This is a genomic window from Snodgrassella sp. M0351, from assembly GCF_016100575.1.
Lineage (GTDB): Bacteria > Pseudomonadota > Gammaproteobacteria > Burkholderiales > Neisseriaceae > Snodgrassella > Snodgrassella alvi.
In genome coordinates this window covers 509,013-531,200 of sequence record NZ_JACFSG010000001.1, presented here as the reverse complement: position 1 = coordinate 531,200, position 22,188 = coordinate 509,013, and the positions used below count along the sequence as shown (strand labels likewise).

The 22,188-nt window shown below is 42.5% G+C and carries 20 protein-coding genes; 18 read left to right on the top strand and 2 right to left on the bottom strand.

The features are described 5' to 3' along the window. Nucleotides 1–144: 144 nt before the first annotated feature. Nucleotides 145–1,539 (bottom strand): nucleobase:cation symporter-2 family protein, encoded by a 1,395-nt coding sequence (locus tag H3V01_RS02290; RefSeq protein WP_198185870.1) that lies wholly within the window; start codon nt 1,537–1,539, stop codon nt 145–147. 224 nt (nt 1,540–1,763) lie between these two features. On the opposite strand from H3V01_RS02290, the gene dapA reads away from it, so the two are divergent. The 12 genes from dapA to H3V01_RS02230 all read left to right on the top strand — a co-directional run bounded on the left by dapA (nt 1,764) and on the right by H3V01_RS02230 (nt 12,047). After that, nucleotides 1,764–2,639, top strand: coding sequence for a 4-hydroxy-tetrahydrodipicolinate synthase (gene dapA, locus H3V01_RS02285; protein ID WP_198185869.1), 876 nt, complete (start codon nt 1,764–1,766; stop codon nt 2,637–2,639). A 46-nt stretch (nt 2,640–2,685) separates the two neighbouring features. Further along, nucleotides 2,686–3,834 carry an outer membrane protein assembly factor BamC gene (gene bamC / locus H3V01_RS02280; RefSeq protein WP_198185868.1) on the top strand — a complete coding sequence of 383 codons (1,149 nt, stop codon included), beginning with the start codon at nt 2,686–2,688 and terminating at the stop codon, nt 3,832–3,834. Nucleotides 3,835–4,679: 845 nt separating this feature from the next. Further along, nucleotides 4,680–4,883 carry a hypothetical protein gene (locus H3V01_RS02275; RefSeq protein ID WP_084552937.1) on the top strand — a complete coding sequence of 68 codons (204 nt, stop codon included), beginning with the start codon at nt 4,680–4,682 and terminating at the stop codon, nt 4,881–4,883. A gap of 192 nt (nt 4,884–5,075) precedes the next feature. Next, nucleotides 5,076–5,315 (top strand): NGO_0222 family membrane protein, encoded by a 240-nt coding sequence (locus H3V01_RS02270; RefSeq protein ID WP_037394032.1) that lies wholly within the window; start codon nt 5,076–5,078, stop codon nt 5,313–5,315. Further along, entirely contained in the window at nt 5,308–5,919 is a 612-nt protein-coding gene (gene rdgB, locus H3V01_RS02265; RefSeq protein WP_025330448.1) for an RdgB/HAM1 family non-canonical purine NTP pyrophosphatase, read from the top strand. Before H3V01_RS02270 ends, rdgB begins: the two co-directional genes overlap by 8 nt. Further along, nucleotides 5,912–7,111, top strand: a complete 1,200-nt coding sequence (gene hemW, locus H3V01_RS02260) for a radical SAM family heme chaperone HemW (RefSeq protein ID WP_198185867.1) — start codon at nt 5,912–5,914, stop codon at nt 7,109–7,111. Before rdgB ends, hemW begins: the two co-directional genes overlap by 8 nt. Before the next feature lie 30 nt (nt 7,112–7,141). Then, nucleotides 7,142–7,528 carry a RidA family protein gene (locus H3V01_RS02255; RefSeq protein WP_084552939.1) on the top strand — a complete coding sequence of 129 codons (387 nt, stop codon included), beginning with the start codon at nt 7,142–7,144 and terminating at the stop codon, nt 7,526–7,528. 60 nt (nt 7,529–7,588) lie between these two features. Further along, entirely contained in the window at nt 7,589–8,407 is an 819-nt protein-coding gene (locus H3V01_RS02250) for a symmetrical bis(5'-nucleosyl)-tetraphosphatase (protein ID WP_198185866.1), read from the top strand. Nucleotides 8,408–8,664: 257 nt separating this feature from the next. Beyond that, nucleotides 8,665–9,213, top strand: a complete 549-nt coding sequence (locus tag H3V01_RS02245; RefSeq protein WP_174831343.1) for a hypothetical protein — start codon at nt 8,665–8,667, stop codon at nt 9,211–9,213. A 231-nt stretch (nt 9,214–9,444) separates the two neighbouring features. Then, a complete protein-coding gene (gene hslV / locus H3V01_RS02240; protein ID WP_025330443.1) occupies nt 9,445–9,978 on the top strand; it encodes an ATP-dependent protease subunit HslV in 534 nt (177 codons plus the stop codon). Between the two features lie 57 nt (nt 9,979–10,035). Continuing rightward, complete coding sequence (hslU, locus tag H3V01_RS02235) at nt 10,036–11,373, top strand: ATP-dependent protease ATPase subunit HslU (protein ID WP_084563441.1); 1,338 nt, start codon at nt 10,036–10,038, stop codon at nt 11,371–11,373. A gap of 86 nt (nt 11,374–11,459) precedes the next feature. Further along, entirely contained in the window at nt 11,460–12,047 is a 588-nt protein-coding gene (locus tag H3V01_RS02230) for a biotin transporter BioY (RefSeq protein ID WP_198185865.1), read from the top strand. A 103-nt stretch (nt 12,048–12,150) separates the two neighbouring features. Here H3V01_RS02230 and H3V01_RS02225 read toward each other — a convergent pair whose 3' ends face one another. Then, the gene (locus H3V01_RS02225) at nt 12,151–12,489 is read right to left on the bottom strand and encodes a P-II family nitrogen regulator (RefSeq protein WP_078475291.1); all 339 of its coding nucleotides are present in this window, start codon (nt 12,487–12,489) and stop codon (nt 12,151–12,153) included. Between the two features lie 166 nt (nt 12,490–12,655). On the opposite strand from H3V01_RS02225, the gene purL reads away from it, so the two are divergent. The 6 genes from purL to pdxJ all read left to right on the top strand — a co-directional run bounded on the left by purL (nt 12,656) and on the right by pdxJ (nt 22,181). Further along, entirely contained in the window at nt 12,656–16,591 is a 3,936-nt protein-coding gene (gene purL / locus H3V01_RS02220) for a phosphoribosylformylglycinamidine synthase (RefSeq protein WP_198185864.1), read from the top strand. Between the two features lie 19 nt (nt 16,592–16,610). Next, the gene (luxS, locus tag H3V01_RS02215; protein ID WP_198185863.1) at nt 16,611–17,117 is read left to right on the top strand and encodes an S-ribosylhomocysteine lyase; all 507 of its coding nucleotides are present in this window, start codon (nt 16,611–16,613) and stop codon (nt 17,115–17,117) included. Between the two features lie 386 nt (nt 17,118–17,503). Beyond that, entirely contained in the window at nt 17,504–19,783 is a 2,280-nt protein-coding gene (nrdA, locus tag H3V01_RS02210) for a class 1a ribonucleoside-diphosphate reductase subunit alpha (protein ID WP_198185862.1), read from the top strand. An 86-nt stretch (nt 19,784–19,869) separates the two neighbouring features. Continuing rightward, on the top strand, nt 19,870–21,003 hold the full coding sequence (gene nrdB, locus H3V01_RS02205; protein ID WP_096765293.1) for a class Ia ribonucleoside-diphosphate reductase subunit beta: 1,134 nt from the start codon (nt 19,870–19,872) through the stop codon (nt 21,001–21,003). Nucleotides 21,004–21,058: 55 nt separating this feature from the next. Further along, on the top strand, nt 21,059–21,370 hold the full coding sequence (yfaE, locus tag H3V01_RS02200; RefSeq protein ID WP_198185861.1) for a class I ribonucleotide reductase maintenance protein YfaE: 312 nt from the start codon (nt 21,059–21,061) through the stop codon (nt 21,368–21,370). 79 nt (nt 21,371–21,449) lie between these two features. Beyond that, nucleotides 21,450–22,181, top strand: coding sequence for a pyridoxine 5'-phosphate synthase (gene pdxJ / locus H3V01_RS02195; protein ID WP_084563445.1), 732 nt, complete (start codon nt 21,450–21,452; stop codon nt 22,179–22,181). The last annotated feature ends 7 nt before the right edge of the window (nt 22,182–22,188 follow it).

Sequence of the window (22,188 nt, the reverse complement as noted above, 5' to 3'; positions counted from 1 at the left end):
ACCATTCAGAATTACAAATAATTAAACTTTTCCATGTAATTTATAGTACTCATTAATTAAAGTAGAACTTACTATTTAAAATTATTATTTTAAATTTTAAAAAAAAGCTGCCAATATTTTCGGCAGCCTTTTTTCAGATATTAATTAATGTGGAATGTCGTCACTTAAATAAACAGCCGGTTCACTTTTATCATGTGGCAGCACTATATTTAAAATAATCGCTACAATTCCACCCATACAAATCGGATTTTGAAACAATATTGGTAACTGAGCAAACACTTCCGGCTCAAAAGCCACACCCAGACCAAGCCCCAGTGATGTAGCACAGATAACTGCTTCACGGCGTCGAATACCAGCAGTAATAATAATTCTGATACCAGCAGTGACAATCAAACCGAACATAACTACCATTGCACCACCTAAAACCGGACTAGGAATAGTGGTAAAAATAGCTCCAACCCATGGAAATAAGCCAAGTATAATCAGAATAGCAGCAATATATTTACCGACATACCGGGAAGCAACTCCCGTCATCTGAATAACGCCATTATTCTGGGCAAAAGTGGTTAACGGCAATGAACCCAGTGCTGTAGCAATTACGGATACCAGACCATCAGCCATTACCCCGCCGCGTAAACGGTTTGTGTATGACGGACCATCTACCGGCTGATTAGAAATCATGGCGGTAGCAGTTAAATCACCTACTGCTTCAAACACACTTAAAAGATAAATGGTACCGGCCACCATAAAAGCATGCCAGTCAAAAGCAAAGCCGTATTTAAAGGGAATCGGTATTGTAATTAAGGGTAAATCGTGCAAATTGGAAAAATCTACAATTCCCATAAAAATCGCAATTACATAACCTGATATCAAACCTACCGCAATGCCGGCCATACGCCACCATGCATTTTTAAAGCAGTTAAATAACAATACAGTAAACAGTACAAATGTGGACAGAGCCAGATTAGACCATGAACCGAAAGTATGATTTGCTTTTGCAGCAAGACCACCGCCAAAGTCAGTAATACCGACATGAATAAGACTCAGGCCTATCATCAATACCACAACTCCGCTTACAGTAGGTGTGATGATTTTTTTCAGAAAAGGTAACAGCCATGATGCCCCGATTACTAAAAAGGCGCCCACGAATGAGACGCCCAGTAAAGTTGAAATCATAGTATTTTCATTCATCCCGCTTTCTTTCATGCCCAGCCCCAGCGCAATCATGACAGTGACAAATGAAAAATTAACTGATTGAATTGATAACAGCCCCGAACCAATAACACCAAAGCGGTGTACCTGAATATAAGTACCTATACCTGAAGCCACCATAGACATTGAGACCAGATAAGCAGTCATGTCAGCCGGCAGTTTCAGCGCACCGCCCACCACAAGAGCCGGTGCCACCATAGGGACAAAAAGAGCGAGTAAATGGGTTAATGCACTGAGCAAACCATTTAAAACAGGAGGTTTTTCCTCCAGACCATAGACCAGATCAGAGTGTTCATTCTGCTTACGAACAGAGGAATTATCGTCCATGTCATCCTTCCTTATTTGCTTTATGCATGTGTGAAATGTATATAAAGCAGCGTATTTTAAGCGATACGGCGCTGTTTAATCCAGAGCAAACTATTGAGGAATAGAATCTTTAACACAAGCAAACTACTTTTATCAAAAGTGGTTCAAATACCGGCAGTTTTCCATGTAAGCAAAAAATACGCTACAATCATCACATTTTTAGCTCACCTGTAAAGGGTAGAATTATGTTGACAGGCAGCCTGGTTGCCATCGTAACGCCTATGCATGAAGATGGCAGTATTGATTATGAACAATACAAACAGCTTATTGACTGGCATATCGAGTCCGGAACCGATGCCATTGTCGCCGTGGGAACAACCGGTGAATCAGCCACACTCAGCGTGGATGAGCATTTGAATGTCATCAAAACTGCTGTAGAACATGTAGCCGGACGTGTGAAAGTAATTGCCGGTACTGGCGCCAACAATACTCACGAAGCAATTTATCTGGCTCAGGAGGCTCAGCAGGCTGGTGCAGATATGACTTTGTCTGTAGTACCCTACTACAACAAACCGAATCAGGAAGGTATCTACCGCCACTTTAAAACTATTGCCGAAGCAACCAGTATCCCCATGATTTTGTATAATGTCCCGGGTCGCACTGTTGCCGATATGCAACCGGACACTGCCTTACGTCTGGCAAAAATTGACAATATTGTTGGTATTAAAGAAGCCACTGGAAACATTGGCCGTGCATGTTATCTGTTTAAGCACGTACCTGAAAATTTTGCAGTTTATTCCGGTGATGATCCTACTGCCCTGGCATTTTTACTGTGCGGTGGTCATGGTGTGATCAGCGTTACCGCTAACGTTGCTCCGAAATTGTTTGCAGATATGTGTCATGCAGCTTTGCGCGGAGATATTACAGGTGCACGCGCTTTAAATGATAAATTACAGCGTCTGCATGGTGATCTTTTCTGTGAACCAAGCCCTGCACCAACGAAATGGGCACTGTCTAAACTGGGTAAAATCAATCCGGTTTGCCGACTGCCTATTACTGAATTAACTCCTGCCGGACAGACTGTCGTGCTGGCCGCCATGCAGGAAGCCGGATTAATTTAAACACAAGCCTACATTGCCATTGTAATGCACACTGAAAGTGGCCGATATGAATATAAGTAAAACCGTTGCACTAACCCTGCTGGCAGCCAGTCTTGCCGCCTGTGCCAGCAAAAAAGAAAACCTGCCTAAACTGGATTATCAGTCTGACAATAAAAAAATTGTTCAGCTGGATGTACCTCCTGATTTGACTGATCCGAATCAGGGGAACCGCTTTAGTGCACCTGGCAGTACACTGATTAATGGGGCTGTACGTGCCAGTGACATGAACAAAAAAGCGGGCAAAACTCAGAATAATGCGAATGCACAGGTACTGACTCAGGTACCGAATATTCATTTGCAGCGTGATGGAAGTATTCGCTGGCTGACTATCGATAACAAGCAAGCTGCTGAATTATGGCCGCTGCTCAGAGCATTCTGGCAGGAACAGGGCTTTACTATCGAGCGTGAAGAACCATCTATTGGTCTGATGCAAACCAACTGGGCAGAAAACCGTGCCAAACTGCCATCTGATGTGATTCGCGGTATATTCGAAAAAGTAGGTCTGGGTGGTGTTTACTCCAGCGGCGAGCGGGATATGTTTACTATCCGTCTGGAACGTAACAGCAAAGGCGGTACAGATGTATTCTTCAGCCAGAAAGGTATGAAAGAAGTTTATACCAGCAAAGATGGTGACAGCACTGCATGGCAGCCAAGACCTAATGAGCCTGAGCTGGAAGCAGCATTTCTTGCACGCTTTATGCAATATCTTGGTGCAGACGCCAAACAGGTTCAGCAACAGATAGCTGCCCAAAAACAAAACCCGAATGAATACAATCTAGCCAAAATTGATGGCAACAGTATTTACCTGCTTGGGCCTCAGGAACGTAACTGGCGACGTGTTGCACTGGCTTTGGATCGTGTTGGTCTGAATGTAATTGGAGAAAACCAGAGTCAATATGCTTATCTGGTTGAAGTAGCTGCTGCAGAAGCCTCTTCTGTTTCTAATAAAAAACCAGGATTATTCGGACGTATGTTCGGACGCAGTAAAAAAGCTGAACAACAGCAACAGCCAAAACAGCAACCTCGTCTGATGGTACTGGCAATACCTCTCAAAGATAGCGGAACACGTGTCACTCTGGCCAATGAAGATGGCACAATATATACCGGAAAAGATGCCACAAAATGGCTTCAGCAACTGGATCAGCAATTACGCTAACTTTAAAAGCCTGCTTATGCAGGCTTTTTTAAACCAAACAACTACCCAGACTTTTATTTCAGGCCACCTAATTAAATAATTAGAATTAATTAGAATTAATTTGAATTAATTTGAATTAATTTGAATTAATTTGAATTAATTTGAATTAATTTGAATTAAATGGATTGTTTGATTTGTATTCAAAGCTAATCAATTACTTTAAGATTAATTTAACTGACATCAGATTTTTGTTTTATGCTGTTTTCAGGATTCGATTAAATTGCTTATCAAATACTTTTTTAAATTACATACTAACGACTTAATATTTATATCTTTTAAAAATAAAATTATTTTTATACAATCTTTTTTACTGTTCAATCTGTTTATTATAAAACCGGTTTTCTTGTTTATCAGACAGATAAACAGATTCTAAAGATAGAAAATAAAAAATTCTGAAGTGTCAAATATGAAAAAATTAATTGTTAGCTATTGTTTTCTTTCAATGACCGTAATTGCGGCTTTGGTTATCGGTACAATATTCTTTGCGGATATACATTATCCATTATGGTATAGTATCACCTGCTTTGTTATTGCTGCACTCGGCTTAATAATACTAACGCCATTTACCATTAAAATAATTAAAATTAATCGAAACTTAAATTAATTAAATATCCATTGTAAATAATATTAATTTATTTTATATACATATTTTCAACCGTAAGCTGTAAATATTTAGTGTTTAAATATTTACAATAGTTTTCATTTAACAGATTTTCTGTATATAATTAGTCGGAATTTCTTCTTTAACCTTTTATGATATCAGACTAATGAAAAAATTAATTATAATGCATATCTGCACAAGCCTTATGTTTGTAATCTTTCTCGGTATCGGATTTTTTCTCTATAATAAAGATCAGCAACTGACAATTTATAGTAAAACATTTTTTATCCTAGGTGCAATTATGGCCATCGGAGAAATGCCTTTGACCTTTAAACTAACCAAAATGAAACAAGAGAATCAGCAGAAATCTGAAACAACTACAGATTTTACTTCATTGGGAAAAAAATAAAATTTTTCAGTTTATGAAATCACTATAATTAATATTAATCTGTATTTTATAAATAACTCATATTTTTTACTTAAAATTGATTTATAAACTGATTTATTTTATTCCGGCTGTAAGTAATAATCGTATGTAGCTGTATCTTTTGTAATTAACCAATCTGCCCAGCCAATTTATATCTTTTTAAAGCATCCACGAATGACGAAACTCAAACTTTTATTACTCATTCTGGCTTCATGTACATTTATGTTTATTGGCTGGGTTGCGCTGGGCTGTTATTATTGGGTACATCAACAGCACACTATTGCGATAATCTGCTGTTTACTCGCTTTCATTAGTGTACTGGGGCAATTTGCTGCGCTGGCGTTTACTTTGCGTGAACGTGCATACCGGCAAATTAATCAAGTGTTATCCTCAAATGATGTAAACCATGAATAAAATTGTTCTTGCCAGTAATAATCAGGGCAAGCTGGCTGAATTCAGCCGCCTGTTTAATTCTTTAAATATCGAAGTTGTTCCGCAGTCTGAATTTAATATTCCTGAGTGCCCGGAACCTTATGTCACATTTGTTGAAAATGCACTCGCTAAAGCACGTCATGCCAGCCGTTATAGTGGCTTACCGGCATTAGCCGATGATTCTGGTATTTGTGCCAATGCACTGCATGGCAAACCTGGCGTCCATTCTGCACGTTATGCAGGTACAGAACCAAAATCAGATACAGCCAACAATGCCAAGCTGGATGATGAATTACGCAATTGTGATGACAAAAGTGTGTTTTATGTATGCGTACTGGTTTTAGTGCGTCATCCTGATGATCCACAGCCATTAATTGCTGAAGCCAATTGGTCTGGGCTGTGGCAATCCTCTGCTGCAGGAAGCAATGGTTTTGGATACGATCCGCATTTTTATGTTCCAGACCAGAAACTGACTGCTGCACAAATGAGTCAGGAAGAAAAAAACCGGATAAGTCATCGTGCTCAGGCATTAAATATTTTAATGGATAAACTGCGTCAGCAGTATGGTCTGAATACTCATGTCTGAGTTTCCCGTTTCTCTGCAAATACCGCATTCTGTTACGCCAGCTTTGACCAGTTTACCGCCACTATCTCTGTATATTCATATTCCATGGTGTGTTCGCAAATGTCCGTATTGCGACTTCAATTCGCATCAGCTTAAGCAGGAACTGGATGAGCAGAAGTATATTGCTGCCTTATTAACTGATCTGGAAACTGAACTGCCTTATTTCTGGGGTAGGTCTGTTCACACAATTTTTATCGGCGGAGGGACACCCAGTCTGTTTTCCGCATCTGCATTTGAAAAGCTCTTAAGCGGCATTCGTGCACGGGTTAATCTGATACCCACAGCAGAAATTACCCTTGAAGCCAATCCGGGCACATTTGAACGCGATCGTTTTGCAGACTATGCAGCAGCTGGTATAAACCGGCTTTCCATCGGAGTACAAAGTTTTGCCAATGACAAACTGGCTGCACTGGGTAGAATTCATAACCGCAAAGAAGCACTAAATGCCATTGAATCAGGCTTAATCCTGTTTCCTAAACTCAATATTGATTTGATGTACGCCTTACCAGGACAAACTGTCGAACAGGCAAAGGAAGATATTAATACAGCAATTGCAACCGGAGTAAGGCACATTAGTGCTTATCAGCTTACACTGGAACCCAATACACCTTTTGCCCATTCACCTCCTCCGAAGCTACCAGATGATGACCATATTGCTGATATAGAAGAAGCTGTACATACATCACTGTCACAGGCAGGTTTTCATCATTATGAAACGTCTGCCTTCGCCCACCCTCAGCAACAATGCCGGCATAATCTGAACTACTGGCAATTTGGCGATTATATCGGTATCGGAGCTGGCGCTCATGGTAAGATATCCAGTGCTCAGGCAATTGAGCGCACTACTCGGTGCAGGCATCCGAAAGATTATCTGCAAGCGATGCAGCAGCAACCTCAGTGTGCTATTGTCCGCCGGCAAATTTCTGCACAGGATTTACCTTTTGAATTTATGCTGAATGCTCTGAGATTAACTGATGGAGTTCCTACTACATGGTTTAGCGAGCGTACCGGCTTGCCTGTTACCTCCATTCAATATGCGATTACTCAGGCCGTAGAGCGAGGTTTAATGGACGCAGATCCGTTAAACTTACGTCCGACTGCACTCGGACGTACTTTTCTGAATGATTTACTGGCTTTATTTTTGAAAGACTGATAACCCCTTTTCATACCAAGGAGTAAAAACATGGGAAAAAATATTATTCATACTGAGAAAGCACCGGCCGCTATCGGTGCTTATTCACAAGCAGTACGTGCTGGCAATACAGTATATCTTTCCGGTCAGATTCCGTTAGTAGCTGAAACAATGCAAATCGTTGATGGTGGTTTTGCTGAACAAACACATCAGGTGTTTAAAAATCTCCGGGCGGTTGCAGAAGCTGCCGGAGGCAGTCTGAATGACTTGGTAAAAGTAAATGCCTATCTGACTGATTTGAGTAATTTTGCTACGTTTAATGAGATTATGGCGCAATACTTTACAACTCCTTATCCAGCTCGTGCTGCTGTTGAAGTTTCTGCCTTACCTAAAGGTGCTTTGGTTGAAGCTGAAGCCATTCTGATACTGGACAAGTAAACAGACAAATCGGGACAAATCAGTTTGATTAGGTTTATCCCGATTTCTCAGGAGATGAATATGGCACAGTATGTGATTGGTGATTTACAGGGATGTCTGACAGAGTTTAAAAAACTACTGGATAAACTGAATTTTAATCCCGGTACTGATACCTTATGGCTTACCGGCGATCTGGTAAACCGGGGCCCGCAATCACTGGCCACATTGCGTCTGGTAAAACAGCATGATGGTTGTATGCAGACTATTCTGGGAAATCATGACTTACATTTACTTGCACTGCATTATGGTTATGGCAAACTCAAACGTGCAGATACAATCAGTGACATTCTGAATGCGCCGGACAGAAAACAATTAATTGACTGGTTACTCCGACAGCCTTTATATCGCCAGCAGGACAATTATGTCATGGTCCATGCAGGGATCTGGCCAGAATGGACATGCGATCAGGCACAGCTACTGGCTCAGGAAGTGGAAACCGTATTGCAAAATACTCCCGAACAATTTTTTTCCCGAATGTATGGAAATAAACCTGTTCGCTGGAACAAAAATCTCAGTGGCGATGAGAGATTGCGTTTTATCACTAACAGCTTTACCCGGATGCGTGCACTGACTGATGATGGAGCAATGGATTTTGATTATAAAGGGACGCTCATTAATATACCAGCACATCATATTCCATGGTTTAAGGCGCCGCACCGACAAAATATCAATAAAACCATTCTATTCGGTCATTGGTCGGCATTAGGTTTTTATCAGGCCGATCATGTTGTATGTGTGGATACCGGTGCTTTATGGGGGGGCAGCCTGACAGCTTTTAATCTGAATGACAGAAGCGTGGTACAGATACCAAGTGAAATAAAGTTAAATATTGAAAATTAAATACAGTTAAAATAATGACCTTCACATACTGATAGTTGGCCTTGAATGCAAATATTTCACTTGAAACATGTTGTTGTGAAGAATTTTTTATTCATGTACTATTAATACAGTAACGATAACGTTTAAACTGTATTATTTAATACTACCCTACATTAGCTAAAAAAGACTAAGATACAGCTATTGCATCTTTACCTAAGCCAAGTATGATGGTTTATGTTATCAGAAGATTTATTCATAAATGCTTATAAGGAGTTGTCATGAAAAAAGTTCTTGTCCCGGCTGTATTGTTGATGCTGGCTGTTACCGGTTGTGCATCAAAACATCATCATAAAGCACCTTCTGCACAGGTAGCCGTACCTGCAGCAACTACAGCGAATGTACAGATTGATGCGCGTAAAGAAGTAGCTTATTTGTGCGGTACTGGTGCAGCTAAAAACCGTTTGACTGTAATGTATGGATTGCAAGGTCAGAACGTCGTGGCAGCTCAGGTAAATTATCAGGGCAGACTTTCTCCTGTAATGATGCGTGATGCACGTGATGTTAACTACAATACTTTCGTTTCTCCCGAAGGCATTACTTGGAAAACCGCTATTGCCAACAGCGATACTGTAGATAAAGTTGGTGCTCTGGGTCTGTTACAGCCAAGCAAACAGGTAATTAACGGTCAGGAAAAAATTGTTCCGCAAATTGTTACCCAGAACTGCGTAATAGATAATGGTACAGTGGCAGTAGCTCCGGCTAAAACCAAAACTGTTAAAACCACCAAAACTGTTACTACCAAAAAAGTATACAAACACAAAAAATAATTGATTGTGTTTTGAACAACGGCAACCTTTCTGGTTGCCGTTTTTATTTTATATATGAATAAAAAACTTTCCTGCTTAGTATCTGTACTAGCCAGCCGGAGTGATAGACAAATTCTAATAAATCAGAATAAATCATGGTTTAACTTGAAAGCGGTAATAACTGCCCTTATTTAAATGCAGTTATTTTATCCGGCAGCTATCCGGCTGCTGGTCAGCAAAGGATCACGAGACATGCAACAATTCGACGGTACAACCATTATTTCCGTTCGCCGCGGTGAAAACGTCGCCATCGGTGGAGATGGTCAAGTGACACTGGGTAATACCATTATTAAAGGGACTGCACGCAAAGTGCGCAAACTGTATAACAATCAGGTGCTGGCCGGTTTTGCCGGTGGTACCGCCGATGCATTTACCCTGATAGAACTATTTGAAAGCAAATTACAAAAACATCAGGGTAAACTGATGCTGGCTGCAATTGAACTGGCTAAAGAATGGCGTACCGATCGCGCATTACGCCGTCTGGAAGCAATGTTAATTGTGGCTGATAAAAAAAACACACTGGTAATTACCGGAAATGGTGATGTGCTCGAACCGGAACAAAGCATTGCAGCTATTGGTTCCGGTGGTGCATTTGCCCAGTCGGCAGCACGTGCATTAATGGAAAATACCGAGCTTGAACCGGCTGAAGTAGTTAAAAAGTCCCTCGAGATTGCCGGTGACATCTGCATTTACACAAATCAGAGCCACACTATTGAAACCTTGTAATTTTATTGGCCGTTTAATTTGTATTTTAAAACGGTCATATCTCAAGATTGGAACAAGATGAGTACATCTGTAATGACCCCGAGCGAAATCGTTCATGAATTAGATAATCATATTATCGGGCAGACTCAGGCCAAACGTGCAGTAGCAGTAGCGCTGAGAAACCGGTATCGTCGCAGTCGCGTTGCCGAACCCTTACAAAGCGAAATCGTTCCGAAAAATATTCTGATGATCGGGCCTACTGGTGTTGGTAAAACTGAAATAGCACGCAGACTTGCCCGTCTGGCCAACGCACCTTTTATTAAGGTAGAAGCTACCAAATTTACTGAAGTAGGCTATGTAGGACGTGATGTTGACAGTATTATTCGCGATTTGATTGAAATTGCCCTGAAAAACATTCGTAACCAGACAATCGCTAAAAATCGCGACCGTGCTCAGGATGCCGCAGAAAATCGTATTCTGGATGCCCTGCTGCCTCCGCCACGCAGCGTCGGTTTTGCCGGTGAGCCACAGGAAGCTCAACCGGAAAATCATACCCGGCAGAAATTCCGTCAGATGCTGCGTAAAGGCGAGCTTGACGATAAGGAAATCGAGATTGAGGTTGCCGCTAATCCTTCTCCGACCATGTCTGTTATGGGTCCTCCGGGAATGGAAGACTTCACGAATCAGTTGCAAGATATGTTCAGCAGCATGGGACATGGTAAAACCAAAGCTCAGAAAATGAAAGTAAGCGCTGCCATGAAATTACTGCTGGATGAAGAAGCAGCTAAACTGGTAAGCGAAGAAGAATTACGTGAACAGGCAATTAAGTCAGTTGAACAAAATGGCATCGTATTTTTGGATGAAATTGATAAAATTGCTACTGACAGCAGTCGCCATGGCGGAGATGTTTCACGTCAGGGTGTGCAGCGTGATTTACTGCCTCTGGTTGAAGGGACAACGGTACAGACTAAGTATGGCATGATTAAAACTGATCATGTTTTATTTATTGCATCTGGCGCATTTCATCTTAATCGACCCAGTGATCTAATCCCAGAATTACAGGGGCGCTTTCCGATTCGTGTTGAGCTGGATAATCTGAGTGTAGACGACTTTAAAGCCATTCTGACAACGACCCACGCTAATTTGACTGAACAGTACTCTGCTTTACTGGCTACTGATGATGTCAATCTGCAATTTACTGATGACGGCATTGCCCGTATTGCTGAAATCGCTTTTCAGGTTAATGAAAAAACCGAAAATATTGGTGCACGTCGATTGCATACGGTTATGGAAAAATTACTTGAAGAAGTTTCCTTTGATGCGCCTGCCGGCGATATAACCATCGATGCAGCTTACGTTGATGCGCGTTTACAGGATATAGCTGAACGTGAGGATCTGGCTCGTTACGTATTGTAATTTTATATTCAAGCGGCTTCGGCCGCTTTTTTATTAATTGCAAACCTCTTTTTTCTCCCTGATATTCAACTAAATATAACCAATCCATGACCTCAATTTTATCGCGTACCTATCAGCCTTATCTTTTACAGCACTATAGGTTAACCCAGTGGTCGCACCAATTACTTGCTACTACATTAGCAGCATTATTAATGGCTATATCAGCCAATATAAGCATTCCTCTGCACCCCGTCCCTTTATCGCTGCAATCGCTGGCAGTTTTACTGCTCGGTGCATTTTTAGGGCGGAAGCTTGCTGTATTAGCCATACTTGAATATTTGCTGCTCGGCGCCTGCGGTCTGCCCTTTTTTGCGGGTGGGCATGGCGGAATAAATGTATTGGTATCAGCCTCTGCCGGTTATCTGTACGGTTTCATATTCAGTGCGTATATCGCCGGCTGGGCTGCTGAAAGAGGCTATGACCGACATTTTTTCAGCGGATTATGCGCCTTTGCACTTGCTCATCAAGTTATATTTGTCTTTGGTGTTTTTTATCTGGCTTTTTATTTGCATACCAGTATTTATCATGCATTGCAATTAGGCTATCTGCCATTTGCCGGTTTTGATTTACTTAAATTTTTTATTGCTGCGGCTATTATGTTCACTCTGTGGCAATTTGGTAAAAAGCCAAGCTAATATCTTAAAGATAAGAAAACCGTACGAAAGCAATGTATTAACATACTTGAGTCATATTATCACTGCTATTCTCAGACGGTTTTCTATTTATTCGGACTATTTTTTAAATTGCCGTATCGTCCCGCTCTCCGGTCCGAATACGAATAGCGCTTTCTACCGGCAATACAAAAATTTTACCATCTCCGATTTTGCCGGAATGAGCAGCGGCAATAATTACCTCAATCGCCTGTTCAACTCTGTCATCAGGTAATACCAGCTCAATTTTTACCTTGGGTAGAAAATCTACTGCATATTCAGCTCCGCGATAAATTTCTGTATGTCCTTTCTGCCGACCAAAACCTTTGACCTCAGATACAGTCATTCCGCTGAAACCTACATCAGACAAAGCTTCACGTACATCATCCAGCTTAAACGGTTTAACAATTGCTTCAATTTTTTTCATGCCGCCATGTTCCTTTTTACTGTATCCACAGTGCTAAAAACTACCATATCCTTATCTGAAACTCAAACTACCATGATTTAATAACATAAATTTAAGCAAAGCACTTATTTTTCGCGTAAAATTGCGTTTCAGCCAAAACCCACTACTAAAGTGAGCTACTCTCATCATGTCAGTTGTTCTGTCACTGTGCGGCGAGGCCGCACTATCCCCGTTTCGTATCGAAAAATTGTTACAGCAGGCAGCCAGATTACAACTGGATTGTAATATTCAGATAAACAGCGAATATCGCTATTTTGTGGCTTCAGCCACCGAACTTGATTCTGGTCAACAGCAAAAACTGCTTCAACTTTTACGTGCTACCCATCAGAACAGCAATACTCTGACAGGCACGCAATTATTGGTTACACCCCGTCTGGGCACTATTTCACCGTGGGCATCCAAAGCAACCGATATTGCACACAATTGCGGACTAAACGTAATTGAGCGCATTGAGCGCGGCATCCTGTATTCATTTTCGCGCGAGCTTAGTCAGCAGGAACAGGATAGCTGGCAAACCATATTGCATGACCGCATGACAGAAAGTGTACTAACTGCTGTAGCAGATGCTGCACAACTGTTTTACACAACTGCTGCCAAAAGTTTTACCAGTATTGACATACTGGCAAATGGCAAAACAGCTCTGCAAGCAGCTAACCAGCAAATGGGGCTGGCATTATCCGCAGATGAAATAGATTATCTGGTTGAAAATTATCAGCAACTGCAACGTAATCCTACCGATGTAGAACTGATGATGTTTGCTCAGGCAAACTCAGAACATTGTCGACACAAAATATTTAATGCCCAATTTATTGTTGATGATGAAGCCAAACCTGAATCCCTGTTTGGCATGATTCGGGCTACGCATCAGGCGTATCCTGAAGGTACACTGGTCGCTTACAAAGACAATTCATCAATCATTGCCGGTGCTAGTATAGAACGCTTTTACCCACAGGTAAATCAACAGCAGAAATATCAGTTCAGCACTGAAGAAACACATATTCTGATGAAGGTGGAAACCCATAACCACCCTACTGCTATCGCACCATTTGCCGGTGCTGCAACCGGTTCCGGCGGGGAAATCCGTGATGAAGGCGCTACAGGAAAAGGCGCACGTCCTAAAGCAGGTTTAAGCGGTTTCAGTGTTTCTAATCTTTGTATTCCCGAATTTATCCAGCCATGGGAACAATATACAACTACACGTAATCAGTATGGTAAGCCAGCCCATATCAGCAGTGCGCTGGATATCATGCTGGATGGCCCGATCGGTAGCGCGGCCTTTAATAATGAATTTGGTCGTCCTAATTTGCTCGGCTATTTCCGTACCTTTGAAGAATTATTCAGCGGTACTATGCGCGGCTTTCATAAACCTATTATGATTGCAGGCGGACTGGGTAATATACAGGCACAGCAGGTTTTCAAAGACAATATTCCTGCGGGTGCATTACTTATTCAGCTGGGCGGACCGGGCTTACTGATCGGTCTGGGCGGCGGAGCAGCCTCCAGCATGAGTACCGGAGCAAATCATGCTGATCTGGATTTCGACTCAGTACAGCGTGGTAATCCTGAAATTGAGCGGCGCGCACAGGAAGTTATTGACCGCTGCTGGCAACTTGGCTCAGAAAATCCGATTATATCCATTCATGATGTTGGTGCAGGTGGTTTATCTAACGCTTTTCCGGAGCTGGTCAACGATGCCGGCCGCGGGGCAATCTTTCAGTTACGCCGCATACCACTTGAAGAACACGGCCTTAATCCGTTGCAGATTTGGTGTAATGAAGCTCAGGAACGCTATGTTTTGGCAGTACAGCCTGAAAATCTGGAAATATTTCAGTCCATATGCCAGCGTGAACGTTGTCCGTTTGCTGTTGTCGGCACAGCTACTAATGATGGCCAGCTGCAATTACGTGATGAATTATTCAATAACAACCCGGTAGATATTCCTCTGGACGTGTTACTGGGCAAACCACCTAAAGTGACCCGTACAGATTCTGCCGTTATTGAAGAGATTCCTCCTTTTGACGGAAGTAAACTGGATATTCGTGAAAGTCTGTACAGAGTATTAGGTCTGCCTGCTGTAGCCAGCAAACAATTTCTGATTACTATTGGCGACCGCAGTGTTGGCGGCCTCACGCATCGCGATCAGATGATTGGAAGATATCAGACACCGGTTGCAGACGTTGCCGTAACCAAAATGGGCTTTAATACCTTACGTGGCGAAGCCATGAGTATGGGTGAAAAATCACCTGTAGCCTTATTTTCCGGTGCAGCCTCAGGGCGTATGGCAGTTGGTGAAGCATTAACCAATATTGCTGCCACAGACATCGGAGAAATGGGCAAAATTAAACTTTCTGCCAACTGGATGGCTGCCTGTGGTTTTGCCGGAGAAGATGCCCGTCTGTATGAGACTGTCAAAGCCGTATCCGAACTGTGCCAGAAACTGCAAATCAGTATACCTGTAGGCAAAGATTCATTATCAATGCAAACACGCTGGCATGATGCCGGTGAAGAAAAAAGGGTAGTTTCGCCTTTATCTGCTGTCATCACAGCCTTTGCACCGGTTCAGAATGTGCTCAACACAGTGACACCAGAGTTACAGAATATTGCAGATACAACCCTGCTGGCCATTGACCTCGGTCAGGGATACAGCCGAATGGGTGGCAGTGCCTTGCAGCAGGTATGGAAAAATCTCTGCGGTTCAGCTCCGGATATCAGCAATCCCGAAATCATTTCTAAATTTTTCACACTTATTCAGTCATTGATTCAGGAACATAAAATTCTGGCCTATCATGACCGCAGTGATGGCGGATTGGTAGTAACACTGGCTGAAATGATGTTTGCTGCCCATATCGGGGTAACTATTGATATTGCATCTCTCATCCGGCAAACCAATAAGCACAGCCAGAATCAGAAGCTGCAAGATGCCGCTGTACGCAGTCTGTTTACAGAAGAGCTTGGTGCGGTTATTCAGATACACAATGATGACCTTGCCGGCATTCAGAATACTTTTGCCTCTGCCGGCATGGCTGAAACTTTACATGTACTTGGTCACATCAATACAACTGACCGGTTAATGGTTCAGCATGGTAATACTGTTTTACTCAATGAAAACCGTGTTGAATTGCAAAAGAGCTGGAGTGAAACCAGCTATCAAATGCAACGCTTACGCGATAATCCTTGCTGTGCAGACAGTGAATTTGCCTTACTGGAGCAGGAACAGCTGTCAGAATTATTTGCCAGCCTGAGCTTTAATCCGGCAGAAGATATTGCTTTACCTTATATTCATCGGCATCAGCAGCCTAAAGTTGCCATTCTTCGTGAACAGGGCGTTAACGGACAATTAGAGATGGCGGCTGCATTTACCCGCGCTAATTTCGAAACTTACGATGTTCACATGAGTGATTTACTAAGCGGACGGGTTAAATTAAGTGATTTTCAACTGCTGGCTGCCTGTGGCGGATTCAGCTATGGTGATGTACTGGGCGCCGGAGAAGGATGGGCAAAAAGTATTCTGTTTAATGAACAGCTGCGACAACAGTTTGCAGAATTCTTTGACAGACAGGATACCCTGACACTAGGCGTGTGTAACGGCTGCCAGATGCTCAGTAATCTGGCTGAAATCATCCCGGGTACAGATAACTGGCCACGCTTTCGGCGCAATATTTCCGAACAGTTTGAAGCTCGCCTGAGTATGGTCACTATTCCAGCTTCCTCATCATTAATTCTGGCTGATATGGTCGGAAGTAGTTTACCGGTAGTGGTGAGTCATGGAGAAGGACGTGCAGATTTTGCTCACCTGACCAATGAAACCATACCGGCAGATCTTTCTGTTGCGCTCCAGTATGTTGATGGTCAGAATCAGGTAACGGATATATATCCGCTCAACCCGAATGGCTCTCCGGCCGGTATTGCCGGTGTCAGCAGTACGGATGGTCGCGTCACCATTATGATGCCGCATCCTGAACGGGTATTCCAAACTGCGCAAATGAGCTGGGCTCCGCGTGACTGGCCGGAAATGTCCGGCTGGTACCGGCTGTTTGCCAATGCACGAAAAATTTTAAACTGATAATTGCGAGGGAATCATCATGCCATTACTCGACAGTTTTACTGTAGACCATACCCGTATGCATGCTCCGGCAGTACGTGTGGCTAAGAATATGACCACACCCAAAGGAGATGACATTACTGTATTTGATTTACGCTTCTGCAAACCGAATCAGACTATACTGCCTGAAAAAGGCATGCATACTCTTGAGCATTTGTTTGCCGGATTCATGCGCGACCATCTTAACAGTGATCAAGTGGAAATTATCGATATCTCACCAATGGGCTGCCGCACTGGTTTTTATATGAGTCTGATCGGAACACCTGATGAAGCAACTGTGGCAAAAGCCTGGGCGGAATCTATGCAAGATGTGCTTGCGGTAACTGATCAGAGCCGCATACCTGAACTTAACCGCTATCAGTGTGGCAGCTATACCATGCATTCACTCGAAGAAGCCAAGTTTATTGCCCGAACAGTTCTTGAAAGTCAGATTAGTATCAATTACAACAATGATTTAAAACTAGATGAGTCACTATTGCAACACTAGATACTAATCGTTGTCATTGCTGCCTGAAATTAAACGAAGCTATGCTGAGCTTATATTTTAGGCAGTTTTTCTTTTTTCCTGTAAATGTAGATATATACAGCATAAACTTATCCCCTGATATAAAAAAACTAATAAAACAAAAAAATTAATAATTTTTTTTACAATTTTATTCAAATTGAGACAAATCAAAGCAAACTACTTGTCAATCAACAAAAATCATTACTTCACTTAACCCAACCATTATCAAGAAGCGGATATAGTCAGTTTTGACAAGTCTTTTTTTTAAAGCAAAAAACCAGTATATTGTGTCTGGAATAACAGTTGACCACTACATTTTGTGTTGGCACTGTTTTTTTCTGCGTTAATTATGCTAGAAAGAATAACTCATGAATGCGGTTGCCAACCTTAAAGTAACCAAACGTAATGGTAGTTTGGAAGACATCAATCTGGATAAAATTCATCAGGTCGTTACCTGGGCTGCAGAAGGCCTGGATAATGTATCCGTATCTCAGGTCGAAATGCGCTCACACATTCAATTTTATAATGGTATTCGTACTGACGATATTCACGAAACCATTATTAAAGCAGCAGCCGACCTGATTTCCACAGAAACACCGGATTATCAGTATCTGGCAGCCCGCTTAGCTATCTTTCATCTGCGTAAAATTGCTTTCGGCCAGTTTGAGCCGCCTCACCTGTATGATCATGTGACTAAACTGACAGAAGCAGGTAAGTACGATAAACATATTTTAGAAGATTATTCTCGTGCTGAATTTGATGAACTGAATGACTGCATCGAACATAACCGTGATTTAACTTTCTCATATGCTGCAGTTAAACAGCTGGAAGGCAAATATCTGGTTCAGAACCGTGTTACCAAACAAATTTTTGAAAGTCCGCAGTTTTTATACATGCTGGTAGCAATGTGCCTGTTCGCCCGTTACCCTCAGGCTACAAGACTGACTTATGTAAAAAAATTCTATCATGCTATCAGTACTTTTAAAATTTCCCTGCCAACACCAATTATGTCAGGTGTTCGCACCCCGACCCGTCAGTTTTCTTCCTGCGTGCTGATTGAATGTGATGATAGTCTTGATAGCATCAATGCTACTACCAGTGCAATTGTGAAGTATGTTTCTCAGCGCGCAGGCATTGGCATTAATGCCGGCCGGATCCGTGCACTGGGCAGCGAAATCCGTGGCGGAGAGGCACAGCATACAGGCTGTATTCCATTTTATAAGATGTTTCAGGCAGCTGTGAAATCATGCTCACAAGGCGGTGTCCGCGGTGGAGCTGCTACCCTGTTCTATCCTTTGTGGCATCTGGAAGTAGAAAATCTGCTGGTACTGAAAAACAACCGCGGAGTTGAAGAAAACCGCGTACGGCATCTTGACTACGGTGTACAAATTAATCGCCTGCTGTATACCCGCCTGATTAAGAGTGAGAATATCAGTCTGTTTTCGCCTTCAGATGTCCCGGGGTTATATGATGCATTTTTTGCAGATCAGGACGAATTCGAACGACTTTATGTTTTATACGAAAAAGACAACAGCATCAACCGCCGCAGTATTCCGGCAGTAGATTTATTTTCATTATTAATGCAGGAACGTGCCGGTACCGGACGTATTTACATTCAGAATGTCGACCATTGTAATACCCATAGCCCGTTTGACCCGAAACTAGCTCCGGTTCGTCAGTCAAATCTGTGTCTGGAAATTGCTTTACCTACCCGTCCGTTAAATGACATTAAAGACCCTGAGGGAGAAATAGCTCTCTGTACCCTTTCAGCATTTAATCTGGGTGCACTGGAAAATCTGGAAGAACTCGAAGAACTGGCCGAGCTGGCTACCCGTGCTCTGGATGCTTTGCTGGATTATCAGAACTACCCTATCAAAGCAGCTGAACTGGCTACCATGAACCGGCGGACATTAGGTATCGGTGTCATTAACTTTGCATACTATCTGGCTAAAAATGGCGTTAAATACAGTGATGGTTCTGCCATAAACCTTACCCACCGGACTTTTGAAGCCATTCAGTATTATCTGCTGAAAGCTTCTGTCAAACTGGCACAGGAACTGGGAGCATGCCCAAAATTCAGCGATACTACTTATGCCCAGGGTTTATTACCGATTGATACTTACAAAAAAGATCTGGATAAAATCTGTCAGGAACCTCTGCATCTGGACTGGGAATCATTGCGTGCCGATATAGTTAAACACGGCCTGCGCAATTCCACCCTGACGGCACTCATGCCATCAGAAACATCCAGTCAGATTGCCAATGCTACAAACGGTATTGAACCACCGCGCGGGCTGGTATCTGTAAAGGCGTCCAAAGATGGTATTCTTAAACAGGTAGTACCGGAATTCGAACGTCTGCACAACCAGTATGAATTGCTCTGGGATATGCCGAATAATGAAGGTTATCTGCATTTAGTCGGTATTATGCAGAAATTTATCGACCAGTCGATATCTGCCAATACCAATTACGATCCGCAGCGTTTTGAAGGACAAAAAGTCCCGATGAAGCAATTAATCAAAGATTTGCTGACAGCCTATAAATTTGGTCTGAAAACTTTGTATTACCAGAATACCCGTGATGGTGCCGATGATATGCAAACCAGTATTCAGGATGACGGTTGCGCCAGCGGTGCTTGCAAAATCTGATTAAACAAGGGTGCATCAGCACCCTTATCTCCTTTTTCTACATTAATTAAATAAAGAGTATCGCCATGGCCTGTGAACATCTGTCTATGAATTACAGTACATTCTGTCAAAAACCGAATAATGCCCTGACAGAACCGATGTTCTTCGGACAGCCGGTTAATGTAGCCCGTTATGACCAGCAGAAATTTGATATATTCGAAAAACTGATTGAAAAACAGCTTTCATTCTTCTGGCGCCCTGAAGAAGTAGATGTATCGCGTGATCGCATCGATTATGCCAATTTACCAGAGCATGAAAAGCATATTTTTATCAGTAATCTGAAATATCAGACTCTGCTTGATTCCATTCAGGGGCGCAGTCCTAATGTTGCCTTACTGCCTCTGGTATCTATTCCTGAGTTGGAAACATGGATTGAAACATGGTCTTTTTCTGAAACCATTCATTCACGCAGTTACACTCACATTATCCGCAATATCGTGAATGATCCTTCGGTTGTATTTGATGATATTGTACAAAACAAGCACATTATTGCCCGTGCTGAAGAAATTGCCTGTTACTACGATGATTTAATCGAATATACCCAGTACTACAACTTACTGGGCGTAGGTGAACATGAGATTAACGGTAAAACCGTTGTAATCAATTTACATGAGCTGAAGAAAAAGCTGTATCTGTGCCTGATGTGTGTCAATGTACTGGAAGCAATCCGCTTTTATGTTTCATTTGCCTGTTCCTTTGCTTTTGCTGAGCGCGAACTGATGGAAGGCAATGCCAAAATCATCAAACTGATTGCCCGTGATGAAGCTTTACACCTCACTGGCACCCAGCAAATGCTTAACCTGATGCGTACCGGTGCAGATGATCCGGAAATGGCGGTGATAGCGGCTGAAACGGAAGAAGAATGTTTCCGGCTTTTCCGTCGTGCTGCCATACAGGAAAAAGACTGGGCAGAATATTTATTTAAAGACGGATCCATGATTGGTCTGAACAAAGATATTCTTGGTCAGTATGTCGAATATATCACCAACCTACGTATGCAGGCTGTAGGCTTACCGCCGGCTTTTGAACATGCCAAACAAAATCCCATTCCGTGGATTAATGCATGGTTGTCTTCCGACAATGTTCAGGTAGCACCACAGGAAGTAGAAGTCAGCTCATATCTGGTTGGTCAGATTGATGCCGAACTTAATGAAGACGACTTAAGCGATTTTGAACTTTAAAATTTCTGTCTGAACTCAGTTTTCAATAAAATCTACCGGAGCAGCTTCAGCTAAAATGAGCTTAATCACCACCTGCGACAAAACATTCACTCTTCAGCAGGATGAAACCCTGCTAGAAGGTCTGGAACGTACCGGACATGAAGTTGAATATCAGTGTCGCAGCGGTTATTGTGGTTCATGTCGGCTCAAACTGCTATCCGGGCAAATCAGTTATGCAGAACAGCCGCTGGCCTTTATCGCCCCGGGAGAAATACTTCCCTGCTGCTGTCAGGTAAAAACCGATTTGCATCTGGTCTGCCATCTTCGAACCGATACACCGGAACACAATCCAGACCTTTTTGACAACGATTTATTTGCAGATAAATAAAGTTAAACCGGTTATCTTTACCGCCGGAAAAAGGTAAAGTATCGAGACATCCATTTAACTCAGCACTAGGTAAAAACTTATGTTACTTGGCGTAAACATAGATCATGTGGCAACTGTACGTAACGCTCGCGGCAGTATCTATCCCAGCCCGCTGGAAGCAGCACTGCTTGCCGAAACACATGGTGCCGATCTGATTACCATGCATTTACGTGAAGATCGCCGCCATATTCATGATGCTGATGTATTTGCCGTAAAAAATGCCATCAGCACCCGTCTTAATCTGGAAATGGCACTTACCCCGGAAATGCTTGACAACGCTCTGGCTGTTCAGCCTGCCGACGTATGTATCGTACCGGAAAAAAGACAGGAAATTACCACAGAAGGCGGACTGGATGTTCTGTCACAACAGGATAAAGTAGCAGAATATGTCCAGAAACTGACAGCTGCGGGGATACGCGTATCACTGTTTATTGATGCTGATAGCCGGCAGATACAGGCCTGTCAGGAAGTCGGTGCACCAGTTATTGAGCTGCATACCGGTGCTTATGCTGATGCACCTGAAATGCATCAGCGCCGGCAGCAGCTGGCACGAATCGAAGAAGCAGCTCATCAGGCCAGTGAAATGGGCATAATTGTTAATGCCGGCCATGGTCTGAATATTCACAATGTCACCCCTATTGCTAAAATTCTGGCTATAAACGAACTGAATATTGGTCATGCCCTGATTGCTCAGGCTATTTTCATCGGCTTACCACAAGCCATTGAACAAATGAAGACCACTATTTTCCGTGCACGCAGCCTTCCTTATTAACCTAACC

Bases quoted from the DNA above. Each gene is read 5' to 3' on its own strand.
- H3V01_RS02290 (WP_198185870.1), bottom strand. From the start codon at position 1,539: ATGGACGATAATTCCTCTGTTCGTAAGCAGAATGAACACTCTGATCTG.
- dapA (WP_198185869.1), top strand. From the start codon at position 1,764: ATGTTGACAGGCAGCCTGGTTGCCATCGTAACGCCTATGCATGAAGAT.
- bamC (WP_198185868.1), top strand. From the start codon at position 2,686: ATGAATATAAGTAAAACCGTTGCACTAACCCTGCTGGCAGCCAGTCTT.
- H3V01_RS02275 (WP_084552937.1), top strand. From the start codon at position 4,680: ATGTTTGTAATCTTTCTCGGTATCGGATTTTTTCTCTATAATAAAGAT.
- H3V01_RS02270 (WP_037394032.1), top strand. From the start codon at position 5,076: ATGACGAAACTCAAACTTTTATTACTCATTCTGGCTTCATGTACATTT.
- rdgB (WP_025330448.1), top strand. From the start codon at position 5,308: ATGAATAAAATTGTTCTTGCCAGTAATAATCAGGGCAAGCTGGCTGAA.
- hemW (WP_198185867.1), top strand. From the start codon at position 5,912: ATGTCTGAGTTTCCCGTTTCTCTGCAAATACCGCATTCTGTTACGCCA.
- H3V01_RS02255 (WP_084552939.1), top strand. From the start codon at position 7,142: ATGGGAAAAAATATTATTCATACTGAGAAAGCACCGGCCGCTATCGGT.
- H3V01_RS02250 (WP_198185866.1), top strand. From the start codon at position 7,589: ATGGCACAGTATGTGATTGGTGATTTACAGGGATGTCTGACAGAGTTT.
- H3V01_RS02245 (WP_174831343.1), top strand. From the start codon at position 8,665: ATGAAAAAAGTTCTTGTCCCGGCTGTATTGTTGATGCTGGCTGTTACC.
- hslV (WP_025330443.1), top strand. From the start codon at position 9,445: ATGCAACAATTCGACGGTACAACCATTATTTCCGTTCGCCGCGGTGAA.
- hslU (WP_084563441.1), top strand. From the start codon at position 10,036: ATGAGTACATCTGTAATGACCCCGAGCGAAATCGTTCATGAATTAGAT.
- H3V01_RS02230 (WP_198185865.1), top strand. From the start codon at position 11,460: ATGACCTCAATTTTATCGCGTACCTATCAGCCTTATCTTTTACAGCAC.
- H3V01_RS02225 (WP_078475291.1), bottom strand. From the start codon at position 12,489: ATGAAAAAAATTGAAGCAATTGTTAAACCGTTTAAGCTGGATGATGTA.
- purL (WP_198185864.1), top strand. From the start codon at position 12,656: ATGTCAGTTGTTCTGTCACTGTGCGGCGAGGCCGCACTATCCCCGTTT.
- luxS (WP_198185863.1), top strand. From the start codon at position 16,611: ATGCCATTACTCGACAGTTTTACTGTAGACCATACCCGTATGCATGCT.
- nrdA (WP_198185862.1), top strand. From the start codon at position 17,504: ATGAATGCGGTTGCCAACCTTAAAGTAACCAAACGTAATGGTAGTTTG.
- nrdB (WP_096765293.1), top strand. From the start codon at position 19,870: ATGAATTACAGTACATTCTGTCAAAAACCGAATAATGCCCTGACAGAA.
- yfaE (WP_198185861.1), top strand. From the start codon at position 21,059: ATGAGCTTAATCACCACCTGCGACAAAACATTCACTCTTCAGCAGGAT.
- pdxJ (WP_084563445.1), top strand. From the start codon at position 21,450: ATGTTACTTGGCGTAAACATAGATCATGTGGCAACTGTACGTAACGCT.